Annotated in this window: 13 protein-coding genes; 9 read left to right on the plus strand and 4 right to left on the minus strand. The window is 65.5% G+C overall.

What is annotated here, in order from left to right; all coding sequences use genetic code 11:
• Position 1: 1 nt before the first annotated feature.
• On the minus strand, positions 2-1,225 hold the full coding sequence (locus ACIUM1_RS22245) for a PucR family transcriptional regulator (RefSeq protein WP_406814694.1): 1,224 nt from the start codon (positions 1,223-1,225) through the stop codon (positions 2-4).
• Positions 1,226-1,368: 143 nt separating this feature from the next.
• Between ACIUM1_RS22245 and ACIUM1_RS22250 the strand changes: the two genes are divergently transcribed.
• The 6 genes from ACIUM1_RS22250 (at position 1,369) to ACIUM1_RS22275 (ending at position 8,793) form a co-directional block, all read left to right on the plus strand.
• On the plus strand, positions 1,369-2,892 hold the full coding sequence (locus ACIUM1_RS22250) for a long-chain-fatty-acid--CoA ligase (RefSeq protein WP_406814695.1): 1,524 nt from the start codon (positions 1,369-1,371) through the stop codon (positions 2,890-2,892).
• Between the two features lie 2 nt (positions 2,893-2,894).
• Entirely contained in the window at positions 2,895-4,604 is a 1,710-nt protein-coding gene (locus ACIUM1_RS22255) for a PHA/PHB synthase family protein (RefSeq protein WP_406814696.1), read from the plus strand.
• Between the two features lie 33 nt (positions 4,605-4,637).
• Positions 4,638-5,459, plus strand: coding sequence for a poly(3-hydroxyalkanoate) depolymerase (phaZ, locus tag ACIUM1_RS22260; RefSeq protein WP_406814697.1), 822 nt, complete (start codon positions 4,638-4,640; stop codon positions 5,457-5,459).
• Between the two features lie 118 nt (positions 5,460-5,577).
• Entirely contained in the window at positions 5,578-6,195 is a 618-nt protein-coding gene (locus tag ACIUM1_RS22265; RefSeq protein WP_406814698.1) for a TetR/AcrR family transcriptional regulator, read from the plus strand.
• A 13-nt stretch (positions 6,196-6,208) separates the two neighbouring features.
• Positions 6,209-6,886: a hypothetical protein gene (locus ACIUM1_RS22270; RefSeq protein WP_406814699.1), complete on the plus strand. Its 678-nt coding sequence runs from the start codon at positions 6,209-6,211 to the stop codon at positions 6,884-6,886.
• Positions 6,887-6,888: 2 nt separating this feature from the next.
• A complete protein-coding gene (locus tag ACIUM1_RS22275; protein WP_406814700.1) occupies positions 6,889-8,793 on the plus strand; it encodes a YhgE/Pip family protein in 1,905 nt (634 codons plus the stop codon).
• A gap of 8 nt (positions 8,794-8,801) precedes the next feature.
• Here ACIUM1_RS22275 and ACIUM1_RS22280 read toward each other — a convergent pair whose 3' ends face one another.
• The gene (locus tag ACIUM1_RS22280; RefSeq protein ID WP_406814701.1) at positions 8,802-9,959 is read right to left on the minus strand and encodes a Zn-dependent alcohol dehydrogenase; all 1,158 of its coding nucleotides are present in this window, start codon (positions 9,957-9,959) and stop codon (positions 8,802-8,804) included.
• Complete coding sequence (locus tag ACIUM1_RS22285; RefSeq protein WP_406814702.1) at positions 9,956-11,188, minus strand: cytochrome P450; 1,233 nt, start codon at positions 11,186-11,188, stop codon at positions 9,956-9,958. The genes ACIUM1_RS22280 and ACIUM1_RS22285 overlap by 4 nt, the downstream gene beginning before the upstream one ends.
• A gap of 290 nt (positions 11,189-11,478) precedes the next feature.
• Here ACIUM1_RS22285 and ACIUM1_RS22290 point away from each other — a divergent pair, with 290 nt between their 5' ends.
• The 3 genes from ACIUM1_RS22290 (at position 11,479) to ACIUM1_RS22300 (ending at position 15,048) form a co-directional block, all read left to right on the plus strand.
• A complete protein-coding gene (locus ACIUM1_RS22290; RefSeq protein WP_406814703.1) occupies positions 11,479-12,438 on the plus strand; it encodes an alpha/beta hydrolase in 960 nt (319 codons plus the stop codon).
• A gap of 212 nt (positions 12,439-12,650) precedes the next feature.
• Entirely contained in the window at positions 12,651-13,793 is a 1,143-nt protein-coding gene (locus tag ACIUM1_RS22295; RefSeq protein ID WP_406814704.1) for an acyl-CoA dehydrogenase family protein, read from the plus strand.
• A gap of 10 nt (positions 13,794-13,803) precedes the next feature.
• On the plus strand, positions 13,804-15,048 hold the full coding sequence (locus ACIUM1_RS22300; RefSeq protein WP_406814705.1) for an acyl-CoA dehydrogenase family protein: 1,245 nt from the start codon (positions 13,804-13,806) through the stop codon (positions 15,046-15,048).
• Here the strand turns inward: ACIUM1_RS22300 and ACIUM1_RS22305 are convergent.
• The gene (locus ACIUM1_RS22305; RefSeq protein ID WP_406814706.1) at positions 15,045-17,012 is read right to left on the minus strand and encodes a SpoIIE family protein phosphatase; all 1,968 of its coding nucleotides are present in this window, start codon (positions 17,010-17,012) and stop codon (positions 15,045-15,047) included. The two genes, ACIUM1_RS22300 and ACIUM1_RS22305, sit on opposite strands and share 4 nt — an antisense overlap.
• Positions 17,013-17,234: the final 222 nt, after the last annotated feature.

Raw genomic sequence — 17,234 nt, forward strand, 5'->3', positions numbered from 1 at the left:
CTCAAGGCAACCGGCGCTCGATCTCGAATGCCAGACACAGTTCGGCGAGATCTTTTGGCCGCGAGAGCGATCGGTCGGTCAGCTCCTCGATGCGGTGCAGACGGTGCCGCACAGTGTTGGGGTGGCAGAAGATCTTGGCCGCAGTGTTATTGGCGGAGCCGCCGGCATCCAGCCACGCCCGGAAGGTATCGAGCAGGATCGAGCGTTCCTCGTCCGGCAGCGCGTTCAACCTGCCCAGGACCGAGGATTCGATCTTCGCCATGACCTCCGGTGCGCTGACCGCCGCCACCGCAAGGGGGGTGGCGTCGAACACGGTGACGCGCGGGGCGGCCGTGGGCTTGCCCGTCAGCGCGAACCGCGCGAACCGCAGGGCGTCATTAGTTTCGGACAGCTCGTGAAACGGCGGGCTGATCCCGACACGCGCACTCGCGGCCTGCCGGAGCACCTCGACAAGCGCGTCGAGGGCTTCAGCCGTGTTGGGGCCTCTCAGGTGGACGATGCCGACCTGCAGGTCGGGTAGCAGTCGCCACGCCGACCTGATGTCACGAACCGACAGCTTGTTCTCGATGGTTGGCAATCCCAGCTTTCCGATCGCGGGTAATTCCGCCGCGACGACGGCGTACGGTCCCGACGTGGGAAGCCGCAGCAGGTCGGCCGCTTCCCACAGGTTGTGCCTGTCGGTGATCCGTCGTGACAAAAGCGCCTCCACCAGCGCCGATCGCTCCTCTTCCCGCTCGAGGATCTGCGCGGTCAGTTGTTGGCGATAGGCGGTGCTCATCGCCTGGACGAAAGTGTCCTGGGCGAGGAAGACCCGTGCGGTGGCGCCCAGGATCGATTCGGTAGGAATCGCGGCTTCGCGTGCGGTCGCGAGAGTCTTTTCCCACATGAATCGGAACCCGATCCGGTAGGCGGTCATCACGGCGGGCAGTGGCACACCGGCGAGCGCGCGGGCGGTACCGGTTTGAGCCGCAATCGAGACGTCGGCGTCGTCGTTCCCGGTGAGCGAATCGAAGATGAAAGTCACGTTGGCGACACAACTTTCGGCCACCTCCTCCTTACTGACGACGGAACCGTCGCGGTACGCGTCGATGTCGCGGCAGAGTAGCTCCGCCATCTCCTTCCCCAGTCCCGGGGCCTGGGGAAGCATGAGCCTGCCGAGCTCGATGACATGCGGATCAGCCGACGCTCCGCGCCGGCCCACGCGGGTTTTCGATGCCGTTCCCATACTCCGAAACCCTATGCCCGGCTATCGGCGGATGTGCGCGTTAACAGCGAACCGGATATGGCGTTGTGTGCGGGGACATTGTGGCGTGCCGGCGCGAAGATCACCCTGGAATCGCACGTCAAGCACTTCGCAGGAGGCTCCCCATGACCGCTTTGAGCGCCAACCTCGTCGCATCGAAGGATCGCCATCCCGACCGAGTGGCATTGCGCTGCGACGACTTGCAGCTCACCTTCGCCGAATTCGACGCCGCAGCCGCTCGTGTTGCAACGCTGTTGGAGCGCGGGGGGATCCAGCCCGGCGATCGGGTGGGCGTGATGCTGCCGAACACCCCCGCGTTCGCCATTGCTTTCTACGGGATCATGTATCAGGGTGCCGTCGCGGTCCCGATGAACCCCCTCCTGAAGTCCCGCGAGGTGGCCTACTACCTGTCCAACAGCGGCGCCAAGGCGTTGTTTGCGGACCCGGTATTCGCCGCGGAGGCCACCGCGGGCGCGGCCGAGGTGCGCGCCCGGTGCTTGGTGGTCGACGACGCCGGACTGGCCAACCTCACCGCCGATCTGCCCGCACAAAAGTCCCCGGTGCAGCGCGACGACGACGACGTCGCGGTCATTCTGCACACGTCGGGCACCACCGGCAAGCCCAAGGGCGCGATGCTCACCCATGGCAACCTGAGCCGCAACGCCGAAGTCAGCGTCCGCACCCTCGTCGAGACGGGACCCGACGACGTGGTAATGGGTTGCTTGCCACTGTTTCACGTCTTCGGACTGACGTGCGGGCTCAACGGATCAGTCCTCGCGGGCGCGATGATGACCCTCATCCCGCGCTTCGACCCGCGCAAGGCGCTCGAGGTCATCGAGCGCGATCGCGTCACAGTCTTCGAGGGTGTGCCGACGATGTATTCGGCGTTGCTTGGTGTGGCGGACGAAGCCAAAGACGCTGCGACGCAGAGTCTTCGGGTGTGCGTATCCGGTGGTGCGGCGATGCCCGTCCAGGTCCTTACCGACTTCGAAAAGGCTTTCGGTTGCACCGTTCTCGAAGGGTACGGGCTCTCTGAGAGCTCGCCGGTCGCTGCGTTCAACCACCCGAGCCGGCCCCGCAAGGCGGGTTCCATCGGCACTCCGATCGACGGTATCGAGATGCGGGTGGTCGATCTGGACGGACTTGAGGTCCCACAAGGACAAACCGGTGAGATCCAGATCCGAGGACACAACGTGATGAAGGGCTACTGGAACCTGCCCGACGCCACCAAGGCCACGATCACCTCCGACGGATGGCTCAATACCGGCGACGTCGGACGCATTGACGAAGACGGTTACTTCTACATCGTCGACCGGACCAAGGACATGATCATCCGCGGCGGATACAACGTCTACCCGCGCGAGATCGAGGAGGTGCTTTACGAGCACCCGGACGTCGCCGAAGCCGCCGTCATCGGCATTCCGCACGACTCCCTTGGCGAGGAAGTCGGCGCAGCGGTCGCCCTCAAGCAGGGGGCCTTGGCGGAGGGCCGACTAACCGCGGACGACTTACGCGACTACGTCAAGGCCCGGGTGGCTGCTTACAAGTATCCCCGGGTCGTGTGGCTTGTCGATGCGCTGCCCAAAGGCCCCACCGGCAAAGTCCAAAAACGCGACATCACTGTTCCGGCAACCGAAAGCACGCGATAATCATGGCTAACACCTTGAAGCCCAAGGACCCCACCACTAGAGTCGACGAACTGGCCGCGCCGCTAGACTTGCTCTTGACAAGCGCCACCAAACCATTCGCCAGCCGGATGATGCCCAACGCTACCTGGGCTCGCCTTGCGGGCAACCTTGCTCAGCACCCGGGAACGGTGGCCGGTCGGGTCGGGACGCTGACGCGTGAACTCGGCGATATCGCGATCGGAAAGTCACATCGCGCTCCGGCACGCGCCGACAAACGCTTCACCGACCCTGCGTGGCATGGCAATCCGTTCTTGCACCGCATCATGCAGGCCTACCTCGCGGGTTCCGAAACCGCCGAGGAATTGCTTGCCGAGGCACGGCTGGATTGGCGCGACAACGAGAAGATGAAGTTCGTCGTCGACAACGTTGTGGAGGGTCTGGCGCCCAGCAACAACCCGCTGATCAGTCCGCTGGGCTGGAAGGCGCTGATCGACACTGGCGGCCTGAGCATGGTACGAGGCATGAGAGCCTTTGCCCGCGACATGCTTTCGAAACCACGCGTGCCCGCGATGGTCGAGCCCGACGCCTTTGTGGTGGGGGAGAACCTGGCCGTCACCAAGGGGGCGGTTGTGCTGCAAACCTCGGTCTTCGAGCTGATCCAATACGCCCCGCAGACGCCTAAGGTGCGCGAGATCCCGCTGCTTTTGGTGCCACCGGTGATCAACAAGTACTACGTCATGGACATCGCGCCGGGCCGCAGCATGATCGAGTACTTCGTCGGTCAAGGTCAGCAGGTTTTCGTCATCTCGTGGCGCAACCCGCAGGCGCGCCACCGGGATTGGGGGTTCGATGCCTACGGGGCGGCGATCGTGGAGGCGATGAACGCGACGGCGAAGATCACCGGGGCAGACAGCACCCATCTGTTGGCCACCTGCTCGGGCGGCATCTTGGCCGCGATGACGGCGGCTCACCTGGCCGAGATCGGTGAGGGCGACCGGGTGGCAGGCCTCAACCTGGCGGTGACCGTGTTGGATGAGACCAGGGCAGGGTTCGCGGCGGCCGCCATGAGCGATCGCGCGGCACAGGCAGCGATCCGAGTGTCGGCCCGGAAGGGTTTCCTCGACGGGCGCGACATGGCGGAGATGTTCGCCTGGCTCCGGCCCACCGACCTGGTGTGGCGGTACGTGGTGAACAACTACGTGCAGGGCCGTAAGCCGGCCCCGTTCGATGTGTTGTTCTGGAACGCAGACACCACCCGGATGGCCGCCGCGCTGCACCGCGACCTGGTGCTGATGGGGCTGCACAATGCGCTGGTGACTCCCGGGGCGGTGAGCATGTTGGGCAGCCCGGTCGACCTGTCAAAGATCACCGCCGATGCCTACGTCGTCGGCGGCATCGCCGATCACATCTCTCCGTGGCAGGCCACCTATCGAAGCGCCCGCCTGCTGGGCAGTAAGGACAATCGCTACGTGCTGTCTACCAACGGTCATATCGCGGCGCTGGTCAACCCGCCCGGCAATCCCAAGGCGTCGTTCCGCGTCGCCCCGGTCGATGCAGAGGATCCCCAGCAGTGGTTCGAGTCCGCTGAGAAGCACGCCGATTCCTGGTGGCCGGACTACGTCGGCTGGCTCGCCGAGCGCAGCGGCTCAGAAGTCGACGCACCCAAAGCCCTTGGTGGCGAGGACCTTCCGCCGCTCGGTCCGGCACCGGGCAGCTACGTGATGGAGAGATAAGTGAGGCGCGGCTCCACTCCCAGGCGGCTTCGAGTGGTATCGCCCAGCACGATCGGCGAGGAGCGCTATGTCTCCGCGGGTGGTCAGCGGATCCGCGTCAACGTGCGCCGCAGAAAAGGCGTCCCGCTGGTGGTGTGCAATGGCATCGGCGCCAGCCTGGAGGTTCTCGATCCGCTGGTCGAGCAATTGGATTGCACAGTCGTCAGATTCGACGTCCCCGGGACGGGTGGATCGCCCACCTCCCTGGTGCCCTACGGGTTTCCCTACCTCGCCTGGGTGCTGGGCCGGGTGCTGTCCAAATTGGGATTCGGCGTCGTCGACGTGCTCGGGCTGTCCTGGGGAGGGGCTCTGGCGCAACAGTTCGCCTTCCAAAACCCGCACCGATGCCGGCGCCTGGTGCTGGTGGCGACCGGCACCGGAGCGGTGATGGTGCCCGCGCATCCACGCGTACTGGCGAAAATGCTTACCCCGCGCAGGTTCTCGGACCCCGACTATGCCGCGACCATCGCGGGCGAGCTGTACGGGGGAACGGTCCGGGCCCACGGTGAAGACGTGGCGCGATTGTTCGTGCGGCAGTTGCACGCTGGATCTAAGGTCGGCTACCTGCACCAGTTGCTCGCGGGGGCGATCTGGACCAGCCTGTTCGCGCTCCCAGCGGTGCGGCAGGAGACCTTGATCGTGTCGGGCACCGACGATCCGATCATCCCGGTGATCAACGCCCGCGTCATGAAGGTGTTGCTGCCCCATTCGCGACTGCACCTGCATGCCGGCGGACACATCGACCTGGTTCACAACGCGGCCGAGCTTGCGCCCGTCGTCGAGAAGTTCCTGCGCGAACCTGGGGATCGAGCATGAGCGACAACGCCATACAAGTCTTCGATACGGCGGCCCGGATGAATGAAGTTGGCCAGCTTCGCCAGGTTTTCGATACTCGCTAGTATCCAGTCGATACTCTGCAGTATGCTGGGGACTCATGTCGCCCGTCAAGCCGCACCGAACCCGCCCGACCCGTGGTGAGGTTCGCGACCGGATCCTGGACGCTGCGTCGAAGGTTTTCGCCGCCGAGGGGTTCGCCGGCGCCACCATCGACGCAATCGGCCAATCCGCAGGCTTCACCAAAGGCGCGGTCTACTCGAACTTCGAGTCCAAGGACGAACTGTTCCTAGCGCTGCTCGACCGCGAGTTCGAGCTTCGCGGTGAGCAGATCGCCACAGCGCTGGACAGCAGCGGCGGCGACACCGTCGCGGCCGCGCGAGAATTGAGCCGGTCCTGGTTGGACGCCGTTCGCGAGCATGCCGATTTTTACGTGCTGTTCGTCGAATACTGGCTGCGCGCCCAGCGTGACCCCCAGCTTCGCGAGCGCCTCATCGAACGCCGGCGCGCCGCCGCCGCCGATCAGGCGGTGCACATCGTCAAGTCGATCCCCTCCGTGGCGTCCGAGCAAGAGCTGGCCGACCTCGCCCAACTCGTCGTCACGATCAACCTCGGCATCGCGATGGAAGAGGTCCTGCGTCCCGGGACCATCAACCCCGACCTGCTCGCGCGGCTGATCAGCGCGGTGCTGGAATCGGTCCCGGTTTCCGCCGATTAGGGAGAGCCTCACCATGGTTACACATGACGGGTCGGACGCTGCGGCGCCGATGATCACCGCCCGCGGTTTGGGCGTCGACGGCGAGCACGGCCCCCTCTTCTCGGATATCAATCTGGCGCTCAGGCCGGGTTTCCACGCGATTCAGCTGCCCGGCGGGCCAGGGCAGACCACCCTGCTGTTGACGCTCGCGGGACGTTTCAAGCCGAGCCGCGGCACGCTGACGGTCCTGGGCGAAACAACCCCGCGCGCGATCCGCCGGCACTGCTCGATCGCGGCCTTCGACGACATCGACGAGCTCGAGGAATCGGTGACCGTGGAGACCGTGCTCGCCGAGCAACTCCGGTGGCTGGCACCGTGGTACTCACTTGTGCCGCTGCAAGCCGGCCAGGCCGAGCTGACCGAGGTCTTCGGCGAGATGACCCCGCCGTCCCACGACACCTACATCGTCGAATTGTCAGACCTGGAACTGTTTTTACTGCGAATCACGCTGGCGTTGCTGTCCAACCGTCCGATCCTGGTGGTCGGCGACCTCGAGCAGGTTCGTGACAACTCCCGGCGGGCGATCGCGGCCGACCGGCTCGGCGTGATCGCCGAGCAGCGCACCGTCATCGTCGGGGTGACCAACCCCCTCGGCACGGACGCACCCAACCACGAACTTCACGATCAGCGCATCCTGACCGGAGAGGACTGACAATGCTGGCTGGACTCGCATTCGGCTCAGAGATCAAACGTTTCGGCCGCAGCCGATTGACGCGCGTGGCCATCGTCGTACTGATGCTGCTGCCGCTGGTGTACGGCGCGCTGTACCTGTGGGCGTTCTGGGATCCCTTCGGCCACACCAACAAGATGCCGGTGGCGTTGGTCAACTCCGACCGTGGCGCCGTCGTGTCCGGCCAGCAGTTCAACGCGGGCGCCGAGATCGCCAAGAGCCTGACCGCGGACGGCGGCCTGGACTGGCACGTCGTGGACTTACCGGAGGCACGCAACGGAGTTGACCACGGCAAGTACTACTTCATGGTCGAATTGCCGCCCGACTTCAGCGCGGCGATCGCTTCGCCGGTGACCGGGCAACCCAAGAAGGCCAACCTGATCGCCGTGTACAACGACGCCAACAATTACATCTCGACGAGTATCGGTCGTACCGCCATCGGCCAGGTACTCAACGCCGTCTCCAGCCGGATCTCGGGGCAGGCGGTCAATCAGGTGCTGTCCGTGGTGGTTTCGTCGGGATCGGGTATCAAGCAGGCCGCAGACGGGGCCGCTCAACTCGATGACGGCGCCGGTCGGCTGGTCGCCGGTCTGGACAGCGCGCGGTCCGGCTCGGCCACCCTTGCCGCGGGCGCCAAGCAATTGTCAGACGGAATCAACCAGGCCACCGACCCGTTGCTCGCGGTCACCAAGGCGGTGTCGCAGATCGGCGGCAGCACCCAGCAACTGCAACAGGGTGCCACCGCGCTTGCACAGGTCAACGACCAGATCGGTACCATCGCCGCGGCCCAGGATGCCGCCGCGAACTCGCTCTCATCGGTGATCGATCAGCTCTCCGCGCGGCAGGATCCGCTGGCAAACAACCTGCGCGGCATCCAAGATCAGCTTCGGGGTCACCAATTCACCCCTCAGATCCGCCAGCAGCTCACCGACGCGCAGAACGCGGCGATCGCCATGACATCGGGGTTGCGCAACCCGGGCAGCCCGCTGGCGTCGGCGCTCGACCAGGTCGGCAGCAAGGGACAGGACCTGACGAACAAGCTCACCCAGCTGCGCGACGGAGCCCAGCAGGTGGCCACCGGCAACGCCGAACTCGCCGGCGGCATCGCCAAACTCGACGACGGCGCACGCCAACTCAAAACGGGATCAGCCGAGCTGGCTGCCAAACTCGCCGACGGGGCCAAGCAGGTGCCCAACTGGACAACCCAGCAAAAGGAAGCGGTCGCCAACACCATCGGTGGTCCGGTGCAGCTCGAGGCTTCACATGAGAACGCCGCACCCAACTTCGGCACCGGTATGGCTCCGTTCTTTCTCACGCTCGCCTTGTTCTTCGGCGCCCTGGTGCTGTGGATGGTGCTGCGGCCCTTGCAGAGTCGCGCCATCGCCGCGGAGGTGCTCGCGATCCGCGTGGTGCTCGCCAGCTACCTGCCTGCCGCCGTGATCGCGGTATTCCAGGCCGTCATTCTCTATTGCGTGGTCCGGTTCGCGCTCGGTATGCACGCCGTCCATCCGGTGGCGATGCTGGGATTCATGATGCTGATTTCCGGTGCGTTCGTAGCCGCGACGCAGGCGATCAACGCGCTTGTCGGTCCGGCGGTGGGCCGGGTGCTGATCATGGCTTTGCTGATGTTGCAGCTCGTCAGTGCGGGCGGCATGTATCCCGTGGAAACCACGTCACGACCATTCCAGGTCCTGCACCGCTTTGACCCGATGACCTATGGCGTCAACGGACTCCGCCAGCTGATACTCGGCGGCATCGACGCCCGGCTATGGCAGGCGATCACCGTGTTGGTCGGGATAACGGCTGTCGCACTGGCAATCTCGTGTCTGTCGGCGCGAAGAGACCGGTTGTGGAATCTGAACAGGCTGATCCCCGCGATCAAGATGTAGGCGGAGGTTCAGCCGACGCCGAAATCGATGATGCCCCGGACGATTTTGCCGTTGAGCAGGTCGTCGTAGGCGTCGTTGACCTCGTCGAGGCGATAGCGCTTGGTGATCATCTCGTCGAGCTGAAGCTGGCCCGTCTCGTAAAGCCTGGCCAGCCGGGAGATGTCCGCCTTCGGGTTGCATGAGCCGAATATGGTGCCCGCCAACGTCTTGTTCATCAGGATGAAGTCTTGCAGGTCGATCTTGACCGACCGGGTCAACTGCGACGTCATGCCGGTGAGCACGCAGGTGCCCCCCTTTCGGGTGAGCTTCACCGCGTCGCGGACGTCCTCCGCGGTGATCAACGAGGGTGAGACCACCACCGCGTCCGCCATCACCCCGTAGGTCAGGCCGCGCACCAGGTCCAGCGCCTCGTCGATCGTCGCCGCGCTGTGTGTCGCGCCGAACTGCAGCGCGGACTTCTGTTTGAAGTCAACCGGATCCACTGCCACGATCTGCGCGGCGCCGTTGATGCGGGCTCCCTGGATCGCACCGGTGCCAATACCGCCGACGCCGATCACCACGACCGTGTCGCCGGCGCGCATGTTCGACCGGTTGGCGACCGAGCCATAACCGGTCGGGATGGCGCAGGACAGCAGAGCGCTCGACGTCAGCGGCAGGTGTGGCTCGATCTTCACCAGTGAATTCGTCGACACCACAGTGTGTTCGGCGAACGCGCCGATCTTGGCGATGTGACCGAGGCTGCGACCGTCGGCGGTGTGGTGGCGGAATGTGCCGTCCGTCGGCATCCCCGGGATCATGGTGCCGATGCCGACGTCGCACAGGTACTCGATTCCACTCGCACACCAACGACATTGGCCGCACACGGCCACGAACGACATCACCACATGGTCACCCGGTGCGAAATCGGTGACACCGGGGCCGACCTCGCCGACGATGCCGGAGCCCTCGTGGCCGCCGATCGTCGGGAACATGGTCGGCAACCCCATCGACCGCATCACCTCATTGGGCGCCGACATGTCACCTTTGAGGATGTGGTCGTCGGAATGGCACAAGCCGGCGGCCGCCATCTGCACCAGGACCTCGCCCGCCTTGGGCGGATCCAGCTCGAATTCCTCGACGGACCACGGCCCACCGACGTCGTGCAGGATCGCTGCGCGGCTTCTCATGCGGCGGGTGCGAACGTCACCGGAAGCTTGTTCGGCGACCGGAAGGTGAGCCCGACGATCCTGGCTTCCTCGCCGGTTCCGTCGTCGGGCGCGAACCTGAGGTGTTCGACGCGATCGAACAGGCTGTTCAACATGACCCGCGTTTCCAGCCGGGCCAGGTGCATGCCGAGGCACATGTGGATACCGCCGGCGAAGGCGATGTGGGATTGCCTGGGGCGGCGGATGTCGAATGTGTTGGGATCGGTCCAGCGGCTCTCGTCCCGATTGGCAGAACCCATACACATGTCGATCTGGGCGTCGGCCGGGATTGCCTTACCGCCGATTTCGACCTCTTCGGTCGTGGTCCGCATGACCGTGGTCAGTGGCGTTTCGAACCGTAAGCCCTCCTCGATCGCCATCGGTATCAAGGACCGGTCCTGGTTGACCATCTCCAGCTGTTCGGGGTGGGTCAGCAGCAGATACAGCAGATTGCCCGACGAGCGGTAGGTGGTCTCCAGGCCGGCCGGCAGCAGCAACCGCAAGAAGGCGATGATGGCCTCGTCGGTGAGCTTTTCCCCGTCGATCTCGGCGGCGACGAGGTCGCCGATGATGTCATCGGTGCGCTTGCGCCGGCGCTGTTCGACTTGTTCGAGGAAGTAGTCGTGCAGCTCGGTGGCGGCGTTCAGTCCCGCGATGATGTCGGTCGGGATCGAAATCAGGTCGAGGGACAGACGTCGGAACAGGTCGAGATCCTCGGCGGGCAGACCGAGCAGCGTCGAGATGATCCGGGTGGGAAATTCGAAGGTCACCGCCTTGACCAGGTCGGCATGCCCGTCATGCTTGATCTCGTCGACCAGTTGGTCGCAGACCGGTCCGATGACCGACGGTTCCCAGCGTTCCAGCGCGGTCGCGCGAAACGCTTTGGCCACCAGGTTGCGGTGGTCGTGGTGTTCCCGGCCGCCCATCGCCAGAATGGTGTGTCCCATCACCAGCCCGATCGTCTTGTCATAGGCGGCGGACGTGAAGATCCTGTCGTCGCGAAAGGCTTGGGATACACCGTCGTAACTGAACAGGACCCATTCGTCGTTGGGCCGCAGTTCTTCCGGCAACTGGCTGTTGTCGCCGAGGGAACCATGCCATACCGGGTCGGTGTGCCGCATGTGTTCAAAGAACGGGTAGGGGCTGGTTTCGCCGGTGAGATCGAGTGACGGTGCGACGTGCTGCCCGTTCGGGCCAGTGCTGAGCGTCATCAGCGCTCCTCCTGAGACAACCGATAAGGCCGTTCACGCGGACCGGATTGCGAGTGCCCACGAAATCCACGGCAGGTGTGACCGAGCCGAAAATAGCTATCATAGTATAGATAGCAACGAAGCCCAACGGCTCACCGCTGCGCGCCGGGCAGCGACCGGTCGACGGCGTGCCGAAGGCCCACTGGGATACGGCCCCTTTTCTACCGCAACGCCGGCCCGGCGGGTGTGTTTCGCGGCACCGAGCACCTGGCGTGTCACCCGCTAAAACCCCAGGTCTACCTTGAGTTGATATGACACAGACGAACCTGGCCCGGCCGCACGGCCTCAACCGCATCGATCCGGTGTTGCGCGACGCCGCGGTGGAGTTGGGCGCCTTCGAATTCCGCACCGAGACACTGCCCGCCGAGCGGGAACACGCCAACATGTTGGCCGCCCAGCGCGCCGCGGCGGCCGACACGACCGGCGTCTCAATTGATTCCCGGTCCATCGCCGGTCCCGATGGGCGGCAGCTGGGCCTGCGGTTGTACCGCGGCCGCACCGAATCCGCCTTGCCCTTGGTGGTGTACGCCCACGGCGGCGGGTTCGTCACCGGAAACCTGGAGACCGACCATGCGCACTGCGTGGAACTGGCCCGTGACGGCGGTTGTCTGGTGGTGTCGGTCGACTACCGACTGGCTCCCGAGAATCCCTGTCCGGCCGCGCTCGACGATGTCGAGGCGGCCTTCCGTTACGCCGTCGAGAACAGCGCGCAGCTGGACGCCGACGCGCGCCGCATCGCGGTGATGGGACGCGATGCCGGTGCGGCGCTGGTCGCGGGGCTGACCCAGCGCATGTTCGACCAAGAAGGTCCGGCGATCCTGATGCAGATCCTGCATCAGCCGATGCTCGACTCCGACGCCACGCCGTCGCGACGGGAATTCCAGCAGACCCCGGGCCTCAACGGTCCCGCCGTGAGCCGGGCGTGGAACCACTATCTCGGCCACGCCGGCGCCAATGGTCAGCATGTGCCCGCCCACCGAGCCAATCTCGAAGGCCTGCCGCCCACGTTCGTCAGCTGCTCGGAGATCGATCCGTGCCGCGACGAGGCCATCGACTACGCGAACCGGCTGTTGCATGCGTACGTACATACCGAATTGCACGTGATTGCGGCGACGTTCAACGGCTTCGACTCGATGGTCCCCGATTGGGTTGTTTCGCAGGAGAATCGGGCGCTGCACGCGCAGGCGGTGCGCCGAGTGTTCGCCATGTAGCGGCGCCGCGTTCCCCGCCTGCGGCGGGTTGCGTGGTCGACCTGGCTGTCCCCGCTTTTACCGACTGAACTCCGGTATCTCTTACCGTATCGAGCGTTGCTAACATCAGAATCGCCAGCCAACCGAGGACCGATCGGGCGGATGATCAACCACTCAAACCGTTTCCGTTGCAGCCGCAGCGTTCGAATGTCAAGAAGGATCCCCTCGGCACTATGACCACCCTCGACTCTCCCGAAAAGATCCTTTTCACCTCGACCACCCAGGCGTTTCTGGAAAAGGAAGCGCCGCTGCGCCGGGTGCGCGAGCTGCACGCAACGGGTACGTCGTTCGACCCAGCGTGGTGGCGACGCGCCGCGGAGCTCGGCTGGACCGGTCTGCTCGTTCCGGAGGAGCTGGGCGGCGGCAGCGTTTCGGGGGACGGCTTCGCCGATCTGGCGATGGTCGCCGAACAACTCGGCAAGACGGTGGCGCCCGGCCCGCTGTATCCGGTCAGCACCGTGCTCGCGGGGCTTGTCGAGTGCACAAACTCCAACGAGCACGCCGACGTCATCGAGGCGCTGATCGCCGGTGAGACGGTGGCCTCGTGGGCGGTCTGCGAGCCGGGCCGGGGTTGGGCTCCGCTGGATCCTTCGGTGGTGGCCACCGAAACCGGCTCCGGTTTCCGCATCGACGGAGTCAAGGACCGCGTCGAGGCGGCCGCCCAGAGCGCCGCACTGCTGGTAGTGGCGCGCTGCGGCGCTCAGATCCGCCAGTTTCTGGTGCCGACGGACGCGCCGGGGATCCGGATCGAGCCGCAGCAGTCTGTCGATCTGGTCAAGCAATACGCCCGGGTGCAGTTCGACGGTGTCGTGGTGCCGGGCTCCGCGGCGGTCGGGGCCGCCGACGAGACGGCCGCGCTTGTCGATCGACAAAGCCAGATCGCCCAGGTGCTGCAATGCGCCGAGGTGGTCGGTGCCCTGCAGACGGTGTTCGACCTCACCGTGCAGTGGGCGCTGGACCGGCACACATTCGGCCGCCCGTTGGCTTCCTACCAAGCGCTCAAACACAAGTTCGCCGACATGAAGCTCTGGCTGGAAGCCTGCCGCGCCACCACCTCGGCGGCGGTCGCCGAGGTGGCCGCCCGCACGCCCGAAGCGAACCTGTCGGCCAGCATCGCCAAGTCTTACGTGGGCGAGATGGCGGGACAGATCGTCCAGGCGTGTGTGCAGATGCACGGCGGCATCGGAGTCACCTGGGAACACGACCTGCATCTGTACCTTCGCCGAATTACGTTGTATCGCGGCATGTTTGGCACGCCAGAGGAACACAACCTGCGTGTGTACGAGTTCGAAAAGGCGGGTCGTGCGGCGAAATGATGAAGATCCGATGACCTCGACCGAGTCCGTTGCCGAGTTCGCTGCCCGCGCCAGGGCATGGCTTGCGAACAACATGCCCGCCATTGACCGGGAGGCCCCGCCGGCCGCGCCGCGTGACGACGAACGATCGTGGCGGAGAGCTCGGGAACTGCAAAAGCGGTTGTATGACGGCGGATTCGCCGGCATCTGCTTCCCCCGCGAGTACGGCGGCCTCGGGCTTGACTACGAATACCAGAAGGCGTTCGACGCCGAATCCCTCGACTACGAGATGCCGTTGATTCTCAACACGCCGACATTCACCATCTGCTGCGCGACGCTGCTCGACACCGGCAGCGAGGAGCAGAAGAAACAGCATATCGCCGCCGCGCTGCGCGGCGAGGAAGTGCTGGTGCAGTTGCTGAGCGAGCCCAGCGGCGGATCGGATCTGGCCGGTGTCCTGACCCGGGCCGAGCGGCGCGGTGACCGCTGGATCATCAACGGTGCCAAGACCTGGAGCACGAGCGCGTTCGCCGCTGATTACGGCCTGTGTCTGGCCCGCACCAACTGGGACGTGCCCAAGCACGAAGGTCTGACGATGTTCCTGGTGCCCATCGCGCATCCGGGCATCACGTTGCGGCACATCACGATGCTGAGCGGCTCCACCGAATTCTGCGAGGAGTTCCTCGACGGCGTCGATGTCGGAGACGACGCCGTCGTCGGCGAGGTCGACGGTGGCTGGGCGGTGGCGTCACGGCAGCTGTACCACGAACGCCGAGCTGTGGGGCAGGGGTCCGAGTTCGCCAGCGGCGGCGGCAGCGAGGGCGGCAACGCGATTCCCGTTGACTACGTGGCGCTTGCGGAGAAGACGGGGCAGGCCGACAACGAACGGGTGCGTGAGATGGCCGGTCGCGCCCTGGTGCACCGTGCGGTGGCCGAGCAACTGATCGGTCACGTGTACCGCAGTGTCCGCGACGGCGCGCTGCCGCCGGCCGCCGGTACGCTCATCAGGCTGTTTCACTCCGAGACCACGACCACCGATGTCGACACGGCGTTGGCGATCGCGGGAAGCGCCGGCGTGGTGGGGGAGCCGGGCGCCGGACTGGAAACGGGCCTGCGATATCTGTCCAGGCAGACGGTCGCCATCGGCGGCGGCACAACGGAGATGGCCCGCAACGTCATTGGCGAGCGAGTGCTGGGCTTCCCTCGGGAGTACGCCGCGGACCGCGGGGTGCCGTTCAACCAGGTGCGGCACGGCGAACGGGCCGACCGGACTTAACCTTCGGCGACGACGTTCTCGGCGAGGCCGCTGACCACCGGGATCTGCACCAGCGACAACACATGATGCGCCGGGCTTCCCGGCGGGGCCACCAATACATATTCGCTGCCCTGCCGGCGCGCCCGCTCGCGGGCGGCGGCCAGCGCGCTGACCCCCGCCGATCCGAGGTGTGTGACGGCGGTGAGGTCGACCGTCAACGGTGCGACGCCAGAACGGCTTTCGACGGCGATCTGACGGTCCAGGGTGGATGCGGTATTGGAGTCGACGTCGCCACTGACCACGATGCGGCCCGGTTCGCTGACCTCGGAGACGAATTCCGCGCTGACGGCTCGCCGGTCGGTCGCCCGGCCGACCACGGAGTCGGCGACGAAGATCGCCGGCCGCGAGAGTTGGTGCGTCACACTGGCGGTTGTCCCCTCGGCCCCGTGACTGACATGCGCCTCCGAGACCAGCGCCTCGGCCATGGCAAGGCCGCGGCCGCGGCCCGTTTCGCCCTCGAGGTGATCCTTCCACTGTCCGCGGTCGCTCACCGAGGCGTGCAGGTTGCCATCGCCGGACAGCGTCGCCTCGACCACGACCCCGTCGGGGACCTCGGCGGCATAGCCGTGCTCCACCGCGTTCTCGACGAACTCCGAGATCGCGTGCACCACATCGGAGATGTCGTCGGCGTCTGCCCCGATTTCCGACAGCCATTGCCGCAGCCGGGTGCGGACCGCACGGGCGGTGCGGATGGTCGCATCCAGTGTCAGGTGCAGGGGTGCGGGCGGCGTCCGGCGTTGCGCCGCAAGAAGTGTCACGTCGTCGCTATAACCTGTCGAGCGCAGCAGTAATTCCAACGTCTCCGAACAGATCCGGTCGATCGGCCGTAGCGACGACTCGATGACGAAGCCGCGCTGGCCGCCCACAATGTTCGCGGCCAGTTCGGCGAATTCGGCGGTGCTGGCCCCCAGTGGCCGGCCGGGCCGTTCGATCAGACCGTCGGTGTACAACAGGATCGAGTCGCCGATATCAAGGAATTCGGTGCGTACCGGAAAGCCGGTGCCGCTGCCGAGTGGACCCGCGCCGGACGGCTCGAGATAGCGCGCGGCCGCGTCCGCGGTCACCAGTAGCGGCGGCGGGTGTCCGGCGGTGCAGTACTGGAATTCGCCGGTGCCGAAGTCGAGCGACCCGACGCAGATGGTGGCCGTGTTCGACCCGGGCACGTGCCTGCGGAATCGGTCGACCGCCTCGAGCGCCTCGGCGACTGGATATCCTGCCAGGATCTGCATACGTAGCGCGGTTCGCAGCTGCGACATCACCGCGGCTGCTTTGACGCCATGGCCGACCACGTCTCCGACGACAAGCACCAGCCGGTCACCGAGGGGTATCGCGTCGAACCAATCGCCGCCGGCCGCGGTGTCCTCCGCGGCGACGAGATACTGCGCAGTCACGTCCGCGCCGGGAGTGATGGGTACCGACGGTGCCAGCAGCGCTTGCTGCATGACGGTGGCGGAATCGCGGACGCTGCGGTACCGCTCGGACATCTCCTCGAGCCGTGCCTCGGCGGCCATTCGCGTTTGCACCCGGCTCGTCACGTCGACGAAGGCCAGCTGCACGCCCTCGATCGAGCCGTCGTCGGCGCGCCGCGCCGTGACGATGAAGTCAAAGAAGTGTTCCTGTGGCCGACCCTGGCCCTCGAAGTCGGCCTGCACCCGCCATTCTGTGCCCGACTGTGGCTCGCCGGTTTGATATACCCGGTCAAACATCTGGAGGATTTCCTGGCTCTCCAGTTCGGGGTAGATGTCGCGCACAAATAAGCCGATGGAGTCAATTGACGGAGTGAGTGCGCGGTAAGCTGCATTGGCCGCGACAAAGCGGTGGTCGGGACCCTCGAGCCCGACCAGCAGAGCGGGGACATTCTCGAAGACGCGGCGTACGTCGTCTGCCGCTCCGACGGTTCTGTCCCAGTCCTTTTCGGCCACCACCTGGCCGTTCCTCCTAGCAGTCTCCGAGCGGCGCGCAGCGCAGGACCGGATCGGAAACCGGGTCAATGGGTTGACCTTTATTTGCGCACGTAGTTGTGCACATTAGCAATCGTTCTCGGATCGGTTTGGTTACCGGTCTGAATTGTGTCGGTTGATCCGGTTGGGAAATCCAGTTGACGCCCGCAAAAATCGCGGCCGGCAACGGCGAAACGGCCCGTTTGC

This window comes from Mycobacterium sp. M23085, from assembly GCF_045343915.1.
Classification (GTDB): Bacteria; Actinomycetota; Actinomycetes; order Mycobacteriales; family Mycobacteriaceae; genus Mycobacterium.